Origin of the sequence: Rhodococcus sp. 3258 (assembly GCF_031456475.1) — a bacterium.
Classification (GTDB): domain Bacteria; phylum Actinomycetota; class Actinomycetes; order Mycobacteriales; family Mycobacteriaceae; genus Rhodococcoides; species Rhodococcoides fascians.
Map to the genome: position 1 here is coordinate 248,842 of NZ_JAVDUT010000002.1, position 15,594 is coordinate 264,435.

At 64.1% G+C, this 15,594-nt stretch carries 14 protein-coding genes and 1 pseudogene; 9 read left to right on the forward strand and 6 right to left on the reverse strand.

Going from position 1 to position 15,594, the window contains the following annotated elements; translation table 11 throughout:
• The first annotated feature begins 18 nt into the window (after positions 1-18).
• From J2X62_RS08655 to J2X62_RS08665, 3 genes and pseudogenes are all read left to right on the forward strand, one after another.
• Positions 19-1,734: pseudogene (locus tag J2X62_RS08655) on the forward strand (ABC transporter substrate-binding protein/permease).
• Positions 1,735-1,739: 5 nt separating this feature from the next.
• Complete coding sequence (locus J2X62_RS08660; protein WP_174557188.1) at positions 1,740-2,468, forward strand: amino acid ABC transporter ATP-binding protein; 729 nt, start codon at positions 1,740-1,742, stop codon at positions 2,466-2,468.
• Between the two features lie 83 nt (positions 2,469-2,551).
• Complete coding sequence (locus tag J2X62_RS08665; protein ID WP_310179738.1) at positions 2,552-4,603, forward strand: PhoX family phosphatase; 2,052 nt, start codon at positions 2,552-2,554, stop codon at positions 4,601-4,603.
• A 67-nt stretch (positions 4,604-4,670) separates the two neighbouring features.
• Here the strand turns inward: J2X62_RS08665 and J2X62_RS08670 are convergent, their stop codons facing one another.
• Positions 4,671-5,552 carry a LysR family transcriptional regulator gene (locus J2X62_RS08670; protein WP_310179740.1) on the reverse strand — a complete coding sequence of 294 codons (882 nt, stop codon included), beginning with the start codon at positions 5,550-5,552 and terminating at the stop codon, positions 4,671-4,673.
• A 138-nt stretch (positions 5,553-5,690) separates the two neighbouring features.
• On the opposite strand from J2X62_RS08670, the gene J2X62_RS08675 reads away from it, so the two are divergent.
• Both J2X62_RS08675 and J2X62_RS08680 read left to right on the forward strand, forming a co-directional pair.
• Positions 5,691-6,884 carry an MFS transporter gene (locus J2X62_RS08675; RefSeq protein WP_310180371.1) on the forward strand — a complete coding sequence of 398 codons (1,194 nt, stop codon included), beginning with the start codon at positions 5,691-5,693 and terminating at the stop codon, positions 6,882-6,884.
• Positions 6,885-7,024: 140 nt separating this feature from the next.
• Complete coding sequence (locus J2X62_RS08680; RefSeq protein ID WP_032371378.1) at positions 7,025-7,711, forward strand: thioesterase domain-containing protein; 687 nt, start codon at positions 7,025-7,027, stop codon at positions 7,709-7,711.
• A gap of 10 nt (positions 7,712-7,721) precedes the next feature.
• On the opposite strand, the gene J2X62_RS08685 is transcribed toward J2X62_RS08680, so the two are convergent.
• On the reverse strand, positions 7,722-9,059 hold the full coding sequence (locus J2X62_RS08685; protein ID WP_167328992.1) for an amylo-alpha-1,6-glucosidase: 1,338 nt from the start codon (positions 9,057-9,059) through the stop codon (positions 7,722-7,724).
• A 107-nt stretch (positions 9,060-9,166) separates the two neighbouring features.
• Here J2X62_RS08685 and J2X62_RS08690 point away from each other — a divergent pair, with 107 nt between their 5' ends.
• Complete coding sequence (locus tag J2X62_RS08690; protein WP_027495035.1) at positions 9,167-9,682, forward strand: DinB family protein; 516 nt, start codon at positions 9,167-9,169, stop codon at positions 9,680-9,682.
• 13 nt (positions 9,683-9,695) lie between these two features.
• Complete coding sequence (locus J2X62_RS08695; RefSeq protein WP_032399372.1) at positions 9,696-10,367, forward strand: SDR family oxidoreductase; 672 nt, start codon at positions 9,696-9,698, stop codon at positions 10,365-10,367.
• 218 nt (positions 10,368-10,585) lie between these two features.
• Here J2X62_RS08695 and J2X62_RS08700 read toward each other — a convergent pair whose 3' ends face one another.
• A complete protein-coding gene (locus J2X62_RS08700; protein ID WP_370878644.1) occupies positions 10,586-10,855 on the reverse strand; it encodes a LuxR C-terminal-related transcriptional regulator in 270 nt (89 codons plus the stop codon).
• A gap of 303 nt (positions 10,856-11,158) precedes the next feature.
• On the opposite strand from J2X62_RS08700, the gene J2X62_RS08705 reads away from it, so the two are divergent.
• Positions 11,159-12,397, forward strand: a complete 1,239-nt coding sequence (locus J2X62_RS08705) for a TetR/AcrR family transcriptional regulator (RefSeq protein ID WP_310179744.1) — start codon at positions 11,159-11,161, stop codon at positions 12,395-12,397.
• 21 nt (positions 12,398-12,418) lie between these two features.
• Here the strand turns inward: J2X62_RS08705 and J2X62_RS08710 are convergent, their stop codons facing one another.
• On the reverse strand, positions 12,419-13,009 hold the full coding sequence (locus tag J2X62_RS08710; protein ID WP_310179746.1) for a cytochrome b/b6 domain-containing protein: 591 nt from the start codon (positions 13,007-13,009) through the stop codon (positions 12,419-12,421).
• On the reverse strand, positions 12,993-13,718 hold the full coding sequence (locus J2X62_RS08715) for a molybdopterin-dependent oxidoreductase (protein ID WP_094693119.1): 726 nt from the start codon (positions 13,716-13,718) through the stop codon (positions 12,993-12,995). Before J2X62_RS08715 ends, J2X62_RS08710 begins: the two co-directional genes overlap by 17 nt.
• A 91-nt stretch (positions 13,719-13,809) precedes the next feature.
• Between J2X62_RS08715 and J2X62_RS08720 the strand changes: the two genes are divergently transcribed.
• Positions 13,810-14,235 (forward strand): pyridoxamine 5'-phosphate oxidase family protein, encoded by a 426-nt coding sequence (locus J2X62_RS08720; protein ID WP_222063333.1) that lies wholly within the window; start codon positions 13,810-13,812, stop codon positions 14,233-14,235.
• 5 nt (positions 14,236-14,240) lie between these two features.
• On the opposite strand, the gene J2X62_RS08725 is transcribed toward J2X62_RS08720, so the two are convergent.
• The gene (locus J2X62_RS08725; RefSeq protein ID WP_310179749.1) at positions 14,241-15,515 is read right to left on the reverse strand and encodes a lipase family protein; all 1,275 of its coding nucleotides are present in this window, start codon (positions 15,513-15,515) and stop codon (positions 14,241-14,243) included.
• Positions 15,516-15,594 lie beyond the last annotated feature (79 nt).

Here is a 15,594-nt window from a genome sequence, read left to right on the forward strand (position 1 = left end):
ATTGCACCTAGGAGCTTCATCTTGAACACACGTCGTTTACGAGGCCGTGCCATCGCAGCAGTTGCTGCGACGCTCGCACTCACGCTCGGAGCCGTCGCGTGTTCCGACGGAAGCTCGGGTGGCACCGGCGAGAACGCTCTGGCCGGTTCCGACCAGGCCTCGCTCGACAAGTACACGACCGACAGCGTCACCGCGCTCGATCAGATCGACACCGCGAACCTCGGTCTGATCAAGCCGGGGACGTTATACGTCGGCACTCTGTCCGACGCGCCGCCGAACATCTTCATCGACGACGCAGGCAACTTCACCGGCTTCGACAACGAGCTGCTCAAAGCCGCCGCGGCCAAGCTGAACCTCACCGTCGAGTTCTCGGCGACCGAGTTCTCGGGCCTGCTCGCAGCGGTCAACAACAAGGTCTACGACGCCGGTTCCTCGTCCATCTCGACCACGGATGCGCGTCGCCAGACCGTCGGCTTCACCAACGGGTACGACTTCGGTGAGATGGCACTGGTCGCGAAGAACGACTACTCGATCAAGACGATCGCCGAGTTGAACGCCGATCAGCGCATCGCCGTGGTGCAGGGCACCGTGCAGGACGATTACGTCACCAACACCCTCGGCATCGAGCCGGTGCGGTTCCCGGATTACAACACCGCGTACGCGAACGTGAAGTCCGGCCAGGTCGACGCCTGGGTCGCGCCGTCGCAGCAGGCAACCGGTCAGGTCAAGACCGAGGACGGTGTCTCCATTCTGGAGAAGACCATCAACACCACCAACTTCACCGCCTACGCCGTCGCCAAGGACAACCAGCCGTTGATCGACGCCCTGAACGCCGGCCTCGACGCCGTGGTCGACGACGGCACCTGGAGCACGCTCGAGAAGCAGTGGTACCCGGACCGTGAGGTCCCCGCCGACTGGAAGCCGGGCAGCAAGGCGTCCGTTCTGCCGGCGTCGTAAGGGCACTCGTACCTCATGAGCACTCTGTCGAATCTGTACGACACGTTCTTCGATTGGGAACTGATCGGCGAGACCATTCCCAAACTGGTCACGGTCGGATTGCCGAACACCCTCATTCTGGCGGTCTCGTCGGGAGTGATCGGTACCGTGATCGGACTCGGGCTGGCGGTGGCGGGTATCTCCCGCACCCGCTGGCTCCGGTGGCCGGCGCGGGTGTACACGGACATCTTTCGTGGACTACCCGCCGCCGTGGTCATCCTGCTCATCGGCCTCGGGTTCGGCCCGACGCTGACCCAATTCACCGGCAGCAGAAGCCCGTTCCCGCTGGGCATCCTGGCACTGTCGTTGATGGCAGCGGCCTACTTCGGTGAGATCTTCCGCTCCGGCATTCAGAGTGTCGACTCCGGACAGCTCGAAGCCTCCCGCGCACTGGGTTTCAGCTACCGCCGGTCCATGAACCTGGTGGTCGTGCCGCAGGGCATTCGGCGCGTGCTGCCGGCGATCGTCAACCAGTTCATCTCGTTGATCAAGGACAGCTCGCTGATCTACTTCCTGGGTCTGCTTGCCTCGCAACGAGAATTGTTCCGCGTCGGCCAGGACACCGCCGCCCAGACCGGCAATCTCTCGCCGCTGCTGGCCGCCGGATTGTTCTATCTCATCCTGACCATCCCACTGACGCACCTGGTCAATTACATCGACCGACGCCTACGATCCGGTAAGGCCGACACCTCGGGCACCCTCGGTCCCGTCGAAACATCCATCGTGGTGGAGAGGTAGCCGACGTGACTTCAGTTTCTCTGACCGGCAAGGACATTCACCTGTCGTTCGGCACCAACAAGGTTCTGCGTGGGGTGAGCCTGCATGTCGACGCAGGTAAGACCACCACTGTCATCGGGCCTTCGGGCTCGGGTAAGTCCACGCTGTTGCGGGCCCTCAATCGCCTGCACGAGCCCGAGCAGGGAGACATCCTGCTCGACGGCAAGTCGGTGCTGAAGGACAATCCCGACGAACTTCGTCAACGCATCGGCATGGTGTTCCAGCACTTCAACCTGTTCCCGCACAAGACCGTCGCCGACAACATCGCGCTCGGGCCGCAGAAGCTGCTGGGGCTCAACAAGGATGCGGCGCGCGCGGCCGCGATGGAGCAGCTCGAACTGGTGGGCCTGGCCAACAAGGCGGATTCGCGTCCGGGCAATCTCTCCGGCGGCCAGCAGCAGCGCGTCGCCATCGCGCGAGCACTGGCCATGAAGCCCGAGGTGATGTTCTTCGACGAGGCCACCTCTGCACTGGACCCGGAACTGGTCAAGGGAGTGCTGGCATTGATGGCCGACCTCGCCAAGGGCGGCATGACGATGGTCGTGGTGACCCACGAAATGGGCTTCGCTCGGTCGGTGTCGAACAAGGTCCTGTTCATGGATCACGGCAGCGCCGTCGAAACCGGAACGCCGGAGCAGTTGTTCGACGATCCGCACACCGATCGACTGAAGACATTCCTCTCGCAGGTGCTGTAGCAGCGACCAAGGGTTACCTCGTTATCCGGGACTTCACCTGAGCGTTCCTTTACTTTCGCTTTTGGGTGACAGCGTGCCGTGACATGAAGCCACTGCCCCTGTTCGCCGTTCACGACGGAAGCTCCAAACGATCATCGTTGACCTGCAAGTACAAGTGCGGCGATGCCTGTTTCCACGAGATTCCCAATACGTCGAAGGGCCAGTACTTCGGCGACATCGTCAAGACCGCGATGTCGCGGCGCGGCGTCATCAAGGGCGGGGCGATGGCAGTGCTCGCTGTCGGCGCGGGTAGCGCGCTGGCCGCATGCTCGACCGACGAGCCGGCAGCCACCGGAACCTCGACCACCTCGGGCTCCGATACCCCGCCCGTCGACGGCGTGGATTTCGTTGCAGTGGAACCGAACACCGAGGACGCGGTCGTCGTTCCCGACGGCTACGAGCAGGGCATCGTCATTCGCTGGGGCGACGCCGTCGTCGCGGGCGCACCGGCCTTCGACTTCGACAAGCAGACCGGCGCTGCGCAGGAGAAGCAGTTCGGATTCAACAACGACTTCGCCGGCCTGCTGCCGATCGAGGGCACGCCCAACGCCCACCTGCTGGTGGTCAACCACGAGTACAGCACCGAGCCGGCAATGTTCAAGGGCTACGACGCGGAGAACCCCACCCGCGAGCAGTTCGACGTAGCCCTTGCGGCACACGGCCTTTCCGTCGTACAGGTGCAGGGCGAATCGGGCACCGGCAAGCTCACCCCCGCTATGGGCCAGTACAACCGGCGCATCACCGGCACCACCGAGTTCGTCATCACCGGGCCCGCCGCAGGCAGCGACTTCCTCAAGACCAGCGTGGACCCCACCGGCACCAAGGTGTTCGGCACGTTCAACAACTGCTCGGGCGGCCTCACCCCGTGGGGAACGGTGCTCTCCGGCGAGGAGAACTTCAACCAGTACTTCGCCAATGCCGAAAGCGTCACGGATGCGACTGTGGCCAAGCGCCTGTCGCGCTACGGCGTCGAAGGCGCCGCCAGCGAACGTAAGTGGGAGCGCTTCGACAAGCGATTCGATCTGGCGCAAGAACCCAACGAGGTCAATCGATTCGGCTACATCGTCGAGGTGAATCCGTGGGATCCGCAGTCGGCACCGATCAAGCACACCGCTCTGGGCCGGTTCAAGCACGAGGCCGCGACCATCCACGTCACCGACGACGGCACGGTGGTGGCGTACAGCGGCGACGACGAGCGCTTCGACTACATGTACAAGTTCGTCTCGAGCCGAAAGATGATGCCCGGCACCGGCCAGGCCGCGATGCGCAACAACCTGACCTTGCTCGACGCCGGCACGCTGTACGTCGCCAGCCTCACCGGTGATACGCCCGACGAGATCGACGGCTCGGGCGCGCTGCCCTCCAACGGTGAATTCCGTGGCAGCGGAACGTGGATTCCCTTGCTCGAAACCGGCGAGGACGGCCGCGGCAAGTCTCTCGTCGACGGTATGTCGGCCGAGGAGGTGGCCGTGTTCACCCGTCAGGCGGGTGACTCCGTGGGCGCAACCAAGATGGACCGCCCCGAAGACTTCGAGCCGAACCCGGTGACCGGCAAGGTGTATGTAGCACTGACCAACAACTCCAACCGCGGCACCGAGGGCAAAGCGGCGGCCGACGAGGCCAATCCCCGCAACAAGAACAAGAACGGGCAGGTACTCGAACTCGACGACGACCACGCCGGGACGTCGTTCACGTGGAACCTGTTGTTGGTCTGCGGTGATCCGAACGAGGCCGACACGTATTTCGGCGGATTCGACAAGAGTCAGGTCAGCCCTATCTCGTGCCCCGACAATCTCGCGTTCGACTCGAAGGGCAACCTGTGGGTCTCGACCGACGGCAACGCCCTCGATTCCAACGACGGCCTGTTCGCCGTGGTGCTCGACGGCCCCCGTCGCGGCGAGACACGTCAGTTCCTGACCGTCCCCGCCGGCGGCGAGACCTGCGGCCCCATCGTCACCGACGAGCGCGTCATGGTCTGCGTCCAGCACCCGGGTGAAAGCGACGACGCCACCGCCGACGCTCCGATCTCGCACTGGCCCGACGGCGGCGACACCCAGCCGCGGCCGTCCATCGTCGCGGTGTGGAAGTCCGCATAGCCCAAGCTGTTTCGAGTCAGCCACGATGCCCGTAGTCGAACCCTCGACTACGGGCGTCGGGCGGTGTTCACGTCGCCACCGACGACGCGATCAAATCCTCGACCACGGCGGCGATCGCGGCATTCGCATGCTCGGGGTTGGTCACCACCGACACCGTTCGGGTCGGTGCATCGATGACGTCGATCATGTGCAGTTCGGGGAGGATCGACGCCAAGGACGACGGCAGCAGTGTCACCCCCAACCCTGCTGCGGTGAGTTGACCGATGAGGTCGGCCGAATCGGCCTCCAGAATGTGTCCACGGGGAACCGACGAGCGGGTGAATGCATGATCGGATTGCAGTCTGGCCTCGCTTCCCGCCGGCCGGTCGATCATCGTCATCTCGGACAGGTCGGCCAACCGTATCGAATTCCTTTGAGCCCAAGGATGATCGGGACCGACGAACAGTGACAGCGGCTCGGTCCACAGGGCGGTGACGGTCAATCCCGGATGTGGGCGTCCGGGCGCGAGTCCGATGATTCCGAGATCGAGGTCTCCGCTTGCGATGCCGTCGAGAACGTCGGCGCTCGGCCGCGGCAGCAACGTCACCGACGTGTTGGGAAATCGCTGGGAGATCCGGCCGACCACCGCGGCCAGATCGACACGGGCGAGAGGCGCGATCATGCCGATACGCAGCCGCCTGATGGCGGTCGTGGGATCGGGCGCGACGTCGGCCACCAATCGGGACACGGCACCGAGCACGCTGTGCGCGCGTTCGAGAAAGATCTGTCCGGCCGGGGTGATGGTGACGCTTCGGCTCGTGCGCGCGAACAGTTCTACGCCCAGCTCTTTTTCCAGGTCTCTGATCTGGCTGCTCAGCGCCGATTGAGCGACTCGCAGCCGAGCTGCTGCACGCCCGAAGTGCTGCTCTTCGGCGACCGCCACGGCGTACCGGATGTGTCTGAGTTCCACGTTCGCGACTCTATCTGTTTCGACGATCGATCGTTCGGAACGTTCTATTGGACAGCTGGATGTGCAACGAGCACCCTTGTTCATGTGAAGACAGCAAGCACCTCGCGCACCGGCGTGAGCACCCCCGTCGTCGCCCTCATGGCGATCGCCACCGGACTCTCGGCCGGCGGCAACTATCTCAACCAGCCGCTGCTCGACCTCGTTGCCACCGAATTCGACGTGTCCGAGACAGCGGCAGCCACCTCGGTGACCGTCGCACAGATTTCCTATGCCCTCGGCCTGCTGCTCATCGTGCCTCTCGGCGACGTCGTCGATCGCCGCACGTTGAGCGTCGGGCTGATGATTCTCGCTGCGACGGGTCAGGCGATCACCGGATTCGCTCCCGGCCTCTCCTGGCTCCTCGTCGGCACGGCGATCGCTGGACTGTTCTCGGTGGCGGCGCAGGTGATCGTGCCGTTCGCCGCGTCGATGGCACACCCGGAGCAAGCGGGACGCATCGTCGGAGTGGTCATGGGCGGGTTGCTGACGGGCATCCTGCTGGCCCGCAGCATCTCGGGGCTGCTGTCGTCGGTGACGGGGTGGCAGGGCGTCTACCGTGTGGCCGCGGTGTTGATGCTGATTGCCGCGGTCGGCCTGTGGCGGGTGCTGCCACGCAACACCGTGACGGCGGACGTCACCTACGGCTCGGCGCTGGTGTCGATGGTTCGGCTGGTACGCACCCACCCCAGGCTTCGGACCCGCGCGGTGCTCGGCGGTCTCGGCTTCGCGTCGGTGAGCACGGTGTTCGCGACGATGACGCTGTTGCTGTCGTCGAGGTTCGGCTTCGGTGCCGTCCAGATCGGACTGATCGGATTGGCCGGGGTCGGCGGCGCTCTGATGGCCTCGGTCGCGGGCCGGCTCGCGGACCGCGGACTGGTGCAATGGGCCAGCGGCACCTGTGCGGTTCTGCTGATCGCACTCTGGCCGATGTTCGCCGTCGGCGGCCACTACTGGGTGGTGTTCGTGGTCGCATTCGTACTTCTCGACCTGGCACTGCAGGGCGTGCACGTGAGCAACCAGCACATCGTCTACGCCCTGGAACCGGCTGCTCGCGCCCGAATCAACTCCGTCTACATGACGACGTACTTCGTGGGCGCCTCAGCAGGATCTGCCGTCGGGACGTGGGCGTGGAAGCATTTCGAGTGGACGGGAGTGTGCGCTGCGGGGGCCGTGTTCGCCATTGCCGGACTACTGGTCTGGCTGCTGGATCTGCAGGTGGACGCCCGTCATCGGCGGGAAAACACCTGCGGGACGCCCGGTGGACCCGAGCCGACGATGGTGAACAGTCACTAATGCGTTCTGTTCCGAGACGTGGTTGAGTCGTTCTCGATGAGACGTGGGTAACACTCACGCTGCCGACGGCGACATACCCAGAGTCGGCACGAACAAACCATAGAAACACGAACTACTTCTCTTGGCTCGGAGGCGCACCCATGACTGTCGTGAACGATCGCATCCACGTGGCTCTCACGGAACTCGACCCGTCCGATTACGCGGTGCCGACCATCGCACCGATTCGTACGGCCGGCCACCTCGACCCGGTGTTCTGCATCCACCCCCTCGTCGGGCTGGTCGACTGCTACGCGGAACTCGCAGCACATGTCGACGACGCGCGTCCCATCTACGGCGTCCAGGTCCCGACGTCGGGAGAGCTCGCGGAGTCCCTCGTCGCCTTGGCCTCGCAGTACGCCGACGACATCGTTCGCATCCAGACCGACGGGGCCGTGCACCTGCTGGGCACGTCCTTCGGTGGAGTACTCGCGCACGCCATCGCCGTCGAGCTGCAGAGTCGCGGCGTCACGGTCGGTGCACTGACGTTGCTCGACAGCGACCCCGTTCGGTCCAGCGCCGACAGCGCCGACCTGCTCGGGTCCATGGGCGACGACATCGATCGCAGCCACGCCGAAGAGTTGCTCGCCGTTGCCTCGCACAACGACGAACTCGCCCAGCGACACCTGCCGGGCATCTACTTCGGTGACATCCTCGCCGTCTCCTCGATGGGAACCGACTCAGGTTCCGCGTGGCACCCCTTCGTCTGCGGCACGATCGCCAAGTACCTCGTGCCCGACGCCACCGCGTTCGACGTCGTCGGCCCGCTGGTCGACAGCTACCTCGGCTGACCCGGCCGACTCATCCGAGCCAATCCAGCACGGCAGCGGCCGTCCAGGACTGCTGCATGCTGCCGAGCGGCTTGCCGGTGAACGGCTCGTAGTACTCGGCGAAACTGCCGTCACTCGCCTGACGCAGACCCTCGTCTCGCAAAGACAGTGATCGCTCCGACCACCCGCGGCGTGCGAAAGCCCACGAGAACAGCCATGTCATCACCGGCCACACCGGTCCACGCCAGTACTCGCGAGCACGGAAGTCCTTCGACACCGGGGACGTCGACGGCGGTACCGCGTACCGCAGATCCGGATGCCCGCAGAACCGGGTGCCCTCGAAGATCCGAATGAGATTGCGCTCCTGCTCGCGCGGCAGTCCTCCGCACAGCAGCGGCGCGAACATGGCAATGGTCTCGGTGCCGATCCACTGACCCGTCCGCAGATCGAAATCTCGTGCCCCGCCCGAACGCGTGTCGGTGGTCGCGATGACTCCCTTGCGGAACTTGTCTGCCCACCCGCGCAATTCGCGCACATCCGAGCGCGGCCGCGAGTGGTCCTCTCCGATGGTGGCGAGGACGTCGCACGCGACCGCGAAGATGGCACTGACGAACACATCCTCGACGGCGAAGCTCATCTTGGTCTTCAACGCATCGTCGTCGTAGCCAACCTGTTTCATCTCCTCCACCAACCAGATGTAGCGGTCGTACTCGAGATTGCTGGGCCGCTGAGACGAGTCCGTGATGACCGCCTTGTCCTCGCGAAAATACGGATCCATCTCGCCGGCAACCACATTGGCGTAGGCCGAATCCCATCGCGGCGAATTGTCCATACCGGACTCCCAGCCATGGAACAGCGCGATGCGTCCGTTGTCGTCGACGTCGCGGGCCTGGGCGAGCCAACGATGCCACCGCACCAGATCACCCCAGCGGCGATCGAGGAACTCCTCCGCCACCGCTCGCGTCGTGCGGCCGTGGCGTTTGGAGTGATCCAGGATGCGCTGCACGGCGATCGCGTGGACGGGCGGTTGGGTGATTCCGGAGGTCTGCGGACTCATCGGAGCGTGGGTCGCCAGCGTCCCGGTGGCCCACCGCGCAGGGCCGGGGAAGTAGCCGTCGACACCGTTGGCGAACACGATGTGCGGAATCATCCCGTTCTTCCACTGCGCCGACAGCAACGTGTCCATCTCCACGACGGCCCGCTCGACGCTCAACGGTGCCAAGCCGACGGAAACGAATGCGGCGTCCCAGCTCCACATGTGCGGGTACAACCTGGGTGCTGCGCTGGTCATGGTGCCCAGGTCGTTGCCTCGGAGCAGATACGCCGCACGTGCGGCCAGCTGCGTGGAAGTGAAACCGCGATCGCCCATGCAGATAGTTTGCGTCCGGCGGCCGATTTCTGCTCGGTTGGATTGCGGACCGAACGTGTCCGCGATCGCTCCTAGTATGAGTTTCACCAGCTACCAGGAGGAAAACGATGGCCACCGAGAACACCGACATCCAGAAAATGCTCGCCGAACAGCGCGCGAACTTTCTCATCACCGTCCGCGGCATCAGCGAGGAACAGGCACGCACCCGCACCACCGCGAGCGAGCTGACCCTCGGCGGACTGCTGCACCACGTGATCAGCAACGAGCGCCACTGGATGACAGTGATCGCAGAGCTGGACGAGACGGCCGAATTCGACATGGCCGCCGCCGGCAGCGAGTACGTGATGGCCGAAAACGAGACCGTCGCCGGACTCGTCGCCGAATGGGAAGAGGTGGCCGGTGCCACCTCGGCAGCCCTGGAAACTTTGGACCTCGACCTGTCGGTACCTGTCCCGACGGCGCCGTGGGCACCCGAACGAATCTGGCAAAGTGCACGATTCACGGTTCTGCACATCCTTCGCGAAATCTCTCAGCACGCCGGCCACGCGGACATCATTCGCGAGGAACTCGACGGCGCGAACACCACCCAGGCATGGGCATCCGAGGCGGGGATGAGCTTCTAGCTAACCTGAGTTCATGACTCGTACTGCGTTGGTGACCGGAGCAAGCCGGGGTCTCGGGGCCCATATCGCTCGATTGCTCGCTCCGGACCATCACGTGTTGCTGGGTGGTCGGTCCACCGAGTCCCTCGCCCCCATTGCGTCGGAACTGTCCGGGTCCACCCCGTGGCCGGTGGAACTGACCGATCCGGACGCGGTGGCCGCTGCCGCGTCGAACATCGATTCTCTGGATGTGTTGGTGCACAACGCCGGGGTGGCAGCACTCGGGACGGTCGAAGAGTCGACGGCGGACGATTGGCGTCGCCAGTACGAGGTGAACGTCATCGCCGTCGTCGAACTCACTCGATTGCTACTCCCTGCACTGCGCTCCGCCAAAGGCCATGTGGTGCTGATCAATTCGGGTGCCGGCATACGCGCCAACCCCGGTTGGGGTGCCTACGCGGCGAGCAAGTTCGCGCTCCGCGCCTTCGCTGATGCACTGCGCCTCGAGGAACCGTCGTTGCGCGTCACCTCGGTGCACCCAGGACGCATCGACACCGAGATGCAGCAGGAGATCGTCGCGCACGAAGGCGGGGAGTACGACGGCTCGAAGTTCTTGCAGCCCAGCACCGTTGCCCGTGCAGTGCGCAACGCAATCGATACTCCCGCCGATGCTCACCCCACGGAATTGGTGCTCCGCACCAGGTGAGCGAAACTTCGTAGCAGGGGTCGAGTTTCCACTCACAACAACGGCTTCGACCCCGGCGTTGTTCACAGGACCGACTGCATCTCCCTCTTCACCCTTGCCAGTGGACGAATAGGGTCTTCTCATTCACTCGGATGATCTATCGCCTACGGTCCGGGGCGGCGACTGCCGACTACCTCGGGCACGCATCCACAGGTTTCAGCAACGCGGACAATCCAGCGTCAGAGCTCGTCCAATTTCACGATGCCGTCTTGCAGGGCGCGCGCGACGAGTGCAGCTTTCGTTGGAGCGGCGCGGCCGACGCGGGAGTACTTGTCACGGATTCTCGTCAGGTGCGTGTTGACGGTGCCCAATGCGATGTGGAGGCGTGCGCCCACGTCGACCTTGGAATCGCAGTCCAGCCACGCCTTGAGCACGGTGATCTCCCGCGCGGTCAGGCCCGGTGAGGTGTACACCCGCACAGCCCGAGCGGGCGCAGGGGTGGGCCTCACTCCGCCGGGCCTGGTAGCGAGTGGAGAGCGGACGCCGCTCGACACCGAGACTCGCGAATAAAGTTGGGGTCGATGACTCGTCGCTACCATCTTGGCCTCCTCATGCAATCGGCCTACGGACCGATCTGAATCTGACCACGGTTGCCGAACTCCATGCAACACAAGCTTATTCGAGGCTTTACTCCACAAAGCATGTTCGGCTACACCATGCTTTAGTTGAAACTAAACAACGGGAACCGGACCATCCAATTGCTATAGTTCAAGATCCAACAATGCGGTGCAGGTGGACGAAGGCGGTAGTCGGTGAACCAGAAGTCACTCCCACGGGAGCAGTTCCTTCAGGCCGGATATCGCCTGCTCGGTGAGATGGACACGACCGATCTTGCGCGTTCGCTCTCGATCTCGGCCGTCGTCGAACGCGCGGGGCTGTCGCACCAAACTTTCCACAACACGTACCCCGGTAACTCTCGCGGCGGCGGGTCCGGCGGCAAGGAAGCTTTCGTCGAAGACCTCCTCGACCACCTCACACTCGATTACACCGGTACGGCGGCTCCTGCCGGCAGCCAGGACGTGAAAGCTCCGGTGTCGGCGCTGTTCGACGACCTCACGTCCGGTCTCATGCGACGTCGCCTCGTCGCAGTGCTGCTGGCTGCCGACCACAACGGTGCCCGAAAAGCCGTTATCCCCGAGTTCGAGCGCTTCGACACCGACCTGCGATCCATCATCGGCCGAGCGGTGCAGGCTCACGGCGGATCGTTGCGCCAACCACTGTCGCTGACAAACCTCTCGGCGGTCGTCGGGGCTCTGCTCGACGGGTTGGCGCTCCGGGAGGTGCTCACGCCGGGCTCGGTGTCCTCCGACGACGTTGCATCGGCCACCAACTCGATTCTCCAGTGGGCCATAGATCCACTGCATTCCGATCGCACCGTTGCCCAACCCGATCCGGGCGAAATCTCGGATGCTCTGCGGCCCGACCTCGAGGCCGACGTGATCGCGGCGACCGAAACTCTGTTCGTCGACAACGGCTACTTCCTGGTCACCCTGGCCGACATCGCGGCGGCGGCGAAGATCCGCGTAGAAGACCTTCGACGACTGTTTCCGAGCAAGGTCGACATCATCGTTGCGGCGCTGAAGCCCGAATTCGACCGTGTGCTCCGGCTCCGTCGCGCCGACGAACGCCTCGGAGTCGACCCCGCCACCGCACTGCAACGCACGTTGGTTTCTTTGGGCGAGTTCGTCATCGACAATCGAGCCATGAGCTCGGGCATGCTGCTCGCGTTGAGCTTCGAACAATTCCACCAACCGAGCACCATCACGACGGTCATCGAAAACCTCTACCTCCCGTCCGCTGTGGTCCCCATCCTCGAACGCGGACGTGAAAGCGGCGTGTTCAGCGACGACGCACCGGCACTCGAAGCCGCAATCATGTTGACCAACAACATTCTCTTCCGCTGCCTGACGCGTCCTGCGGAGTCCGCAACCGAAGTGGCGCAGGGTGTCCTGCGAATACTGATGCCCGGTGTTGCAATACGGCCGCGGTGAGGACGCTGGACAGAACTGTTGTCACCACTCCGGATGCTCGTGTTCTGCCCACTCCCTGGTCACGGCACCCTGTGTCATTCCGCGCATTGCTTCCGGGTCACGCCAGGCGTAGGTGATGTGACCGGCGACGAGTAGGCCGAATCCCAGGGCGAACCAGTCGTGTACGAATGTTGCACCGATACGCCATTGCAGTGGACTCCACGACGAGAAGTACATGACGACGCCGGTACCGAGGAGTACAAGAATCGACCCGGCGCTCAGGGCACCGTTCAGCTTCTGGCCGGCGTTGAATTTCCCGACCCCCACCGCCCCGAGTCGACGTGCTTTGGAGCGCAACCACTTCCAGTCGTCGGCGACGAATCTGTTGAGACGGCCGAGGTCCGTGCGATAGCTGCGTGAGACTGCACCGAGGATCAACGGAATCGGCAGCAGAAAGCCCGACCACACGTGCACGAACTCCACCACCGGGCGATTGCCGACGAGTACCGCGAGTGACCCGATGTACAGAATCGCCGCGGTCACCATGCACACGATCACCAAGACCCCGACTGCCCAGTGCACGTACCGTTCTACCCGGTCGAACCGTGCGCGGTCGTCAGCTCGTGGGGTCATCTCGACGTCCGTTCGACTCGCCGACGTACGCATCGATGTCGTATCCACGTTTCTCCCAGTATCCGGGAACCACGTTGTCCGTCAACTCGATTCCGCCGAGCCACTTGATGCTCTTATAGCCGTACATCGAAGCGACGAACAGCCGCACCGGACCTCCGTGATCGTGGGTGACGGGGCCGTCGAGCATGGTCAACGCAACCAGCACGTCGTCGCGACGGGCCTGCTCGAGCGTCAGGCTCTCGGTATACGTGCCGTCGAACGAGGTGAACCGCACCGACGTCGCCGACGCGGTGGGTGCGACGGCATCGAGGACATCCGCCAATCGCACTCCGCTCCAGGCAACTTCGGGTACCCGCCATCCCGTCACGCACTGGAAGTCACGCACCAGTGACGTCTGCGGCATCGAGCGGAGGTCCTGCAGCGTGAACGTGCGCGGTGTGTCGACGGAACCGCCCACCGTCAGGGCATAGGAGTTCTCGTCCTTGCGCGGCGCGCCCTGCGTCACCGAATAGAAGCGAAAGTTGTCGCCCACGGGAATCAGCCCGATCAGTCCCGTCGGATCGTGGTTACCGATCGGCCCGAGTACCGACGCGAGACCCTTCTGCACCGCGCCCCCACCGACGATGCCCGCGACCCCGGCCGCCACCAGGCCGAGCACGACTCGGCGACCCACGGGGCTACCCGCAATCTTCGGCTCGTCGATCGGCATCCCTCCACTGTCCACGGCGGACCCGGATCAGGCCACATCGGGCGTCGAATCAGGTCTGGGACTTCGCCCGGAGAAGTCTTACGGTTGATTCATGGCACTGTCGAAGACAGAACGCGAAGAGTATCTGGCCGAATCGCATATCGCCGCCCTCTCGGTAGCGGCCGGGGCGGACCGTGGCCCGCTGACGGTACCGATCTGGTACGACTACACCCCCGGCGGTGAAGCCTGGGTGTTGACCGGTGCCACGTCGAAGAAGGCCCAATTGATCAGGAATGCAGGGCGATTCACTCTGATGATCGAGCAGTCCGATCCGACGATCCGCTACGTCAGCGTCGAAGGTCCGGTGGCGCGAGAGGAGCCGAGTACTCCCGAGTTGCTGCGCGCCATGGCAGCCCGCTACCTGCCCCCGGAGAAGGTCGACGGCTACCTCGAGATGGCCAACCGTGAGCACGAGGAGAACGTGGTGTTCTACCTGCGCCCCGAACACTGGCTGTCTGCCGATCTCGGGGCCATCTGAGAGAACTACGAAGTCGGGGTCAAGGCATTGCCGGGCGGGATCGTCACACAGTTGCTGTGCGTCGGCCCACCGCTGAACCGTTCGGTCAGGAACTGCAGGCTCTGCGCCTCGAATACCGGGAAGGCGTCGCTGTGCGTCAGGCCGTCGTACTGCGCGTACTGCACATCCACGCCCCGGCCGCAGTAGCCGTACGCCAGTCCCTGCACATCGCCGGTGATCATGACGGTATCGCCGATCGGATCGGCGTGACCGACGGCCAGAAACATCGGCGTCCGCGGAGTGCCCTGGCTGCCCATGATGTTGTCGTCGATCGCCGCCACCACCTCGGGTACATCCAGCAGGGAGGTGTACGGGGCCTTGACCATCGAGGCGTCGGTGAGTGTCGGGTAGTCGTCGGCGAACTGGGCAATGCATTCCTGATCGACCTGGTCGATCACCTCGAAGCCGTAGTCGGAGATGAAACTGTTCAGGTCGAGTCCGTACGCACGCTCGTAGGCGACGATCAGTGCCGGGATGACACCCGCCCACTCTCTGTTACCGATGACGTACGGAAGGTTGTGAGCCAGGTCGACCGGTAGCCCGCCGGCCGCCGCACCGACCAGATTCAGCTCGGGCGCGTACTCGGGGGCAACTTCGGCACCCCACTGCGTCGGGACGGATCCACCGGAGTACCCGACCATGCCGACGGGCGTGCTCGACGGAAGCTGCAGGAGGGACTGCGCCGCACGAATGCCGTCCAGAGCGGCGTAGCCCGACTGCCGCCCGATCGTCCATTCGAGCTCCTCGCCCTCGTAATCCGGCACGACGACGGTGTAGCCGGCTGCAAGGTAACCGGCAATGACCGCCTGTTCCGCGCCGGCAATGGGACTCGTGGACCCGCCGCTGAGGGTGTACGACGGATTGCATTGCGAGCCGAGGGCGTCGTACGCCATGTGGTACGAGACGATCCGCGTCGGCCCAGGGATCAAGGGCCGCAGCACTGTGGCGACCGTGACGACGCCGTCGCCCTGCTGGTCGGTAGTCCTGTAGAGCACCTGGCTGCCTGTGATCGGCGTCGGCTGGGTGGGGGTACGGAACGTCATGGGCCTCGACCGCAGCACCGTTCCCGGGGAGACGTCCAGGCCGCCGTCCCAATCGTAGAACGGATCGTCGGCAGGAATCGGTGAGCCGGGTCCCGGATCTGCTTGTGCGACAGGGACACTCACCAGAGTTACGGACCCGAGAAGCAGTACCACGGAGGCGATCAGCCTCAACGCAAACCCTCTACCAGCCAGTGACATGCAACAAACTAAACCCCCGCGAGCTCGAAGTTATGGACGGAAATCGCAAGATTTTCATCCATAACTTCGAGTTCGGCGG

Bases quoted from the DNA above. Each gene is read 5' to 3' on its own strand.
- J2X62_RS08715 (WP_094693119.1), bottom strand. From the start codon at position 13,718: ATGCCGATCGACGAGCCGAAGATTGCGGGTAGCCCCGTGGGTCGCCGA.
- J2X62_RS08710 (WP_310179746.1), bottom strand. From the start codon at position 13,009: ATGACCCCACGAGCTGACGACCGCGCACGGTTCGACCGGGTAGAACGG.
- J2X62_RS08665 (WP_310179738.1), top strand. From the start codon at position 2,552: ATGAAGCCACTGCCCCTGTTCGCCGTTCACGACGGAAGCTCCAAACGA.
- J2X62_RS08680 (WP_032371378.1), top strand. From the start codon at position 7,025: ATGACTGTCGTGAACGATCGCATCCACGTGGCTCTCACGGAACTCGAC.
- J2X62_RS08695 (WP_032399372.1), top strand. From the start codon at position 9,696: ATGACTCGTACTGCGTTGGTGACCGGAGCAAGCCGGGGTCTCGGGGCC.
- J2X62_RS08690 (WP_027495035.1), top strand. From the start codon at position 9,167: ATGGCCACCGAGAACACCGACATCCAGAAAATGCTCGCCGAACAGCGC.
- J2X62_RS08675 (WP_310180371.1), top strand. From the start codon at position 5,691: ATGGCGATCGCCACCGGACTCTCGGCCGGCGGCAACTATCTCAACCAG.
- J2X62_RS08720 (WP_222063333.1), top strand. From the start codon at position 13,810: ATGGCACTGTCGAAGACAGAACGCGAAGAGTATCTGGCCGAATCGCAT.
- J2X62_RS08725 (WP_310179749.1), bottom strand. From the start codon at position 15,515: ATGTCACTGGCTGGTAGAGGGTTTGCGTTGAGGCTGATCGCCTCCGTG.
- J2X62_RS08685 (WP_167328992.1), bottom strand. From the start codon at position 9,059: ATGGGCGATCGCGGTTTCACTTCCACGCAGCTGGCCGCACGTGCGGCG.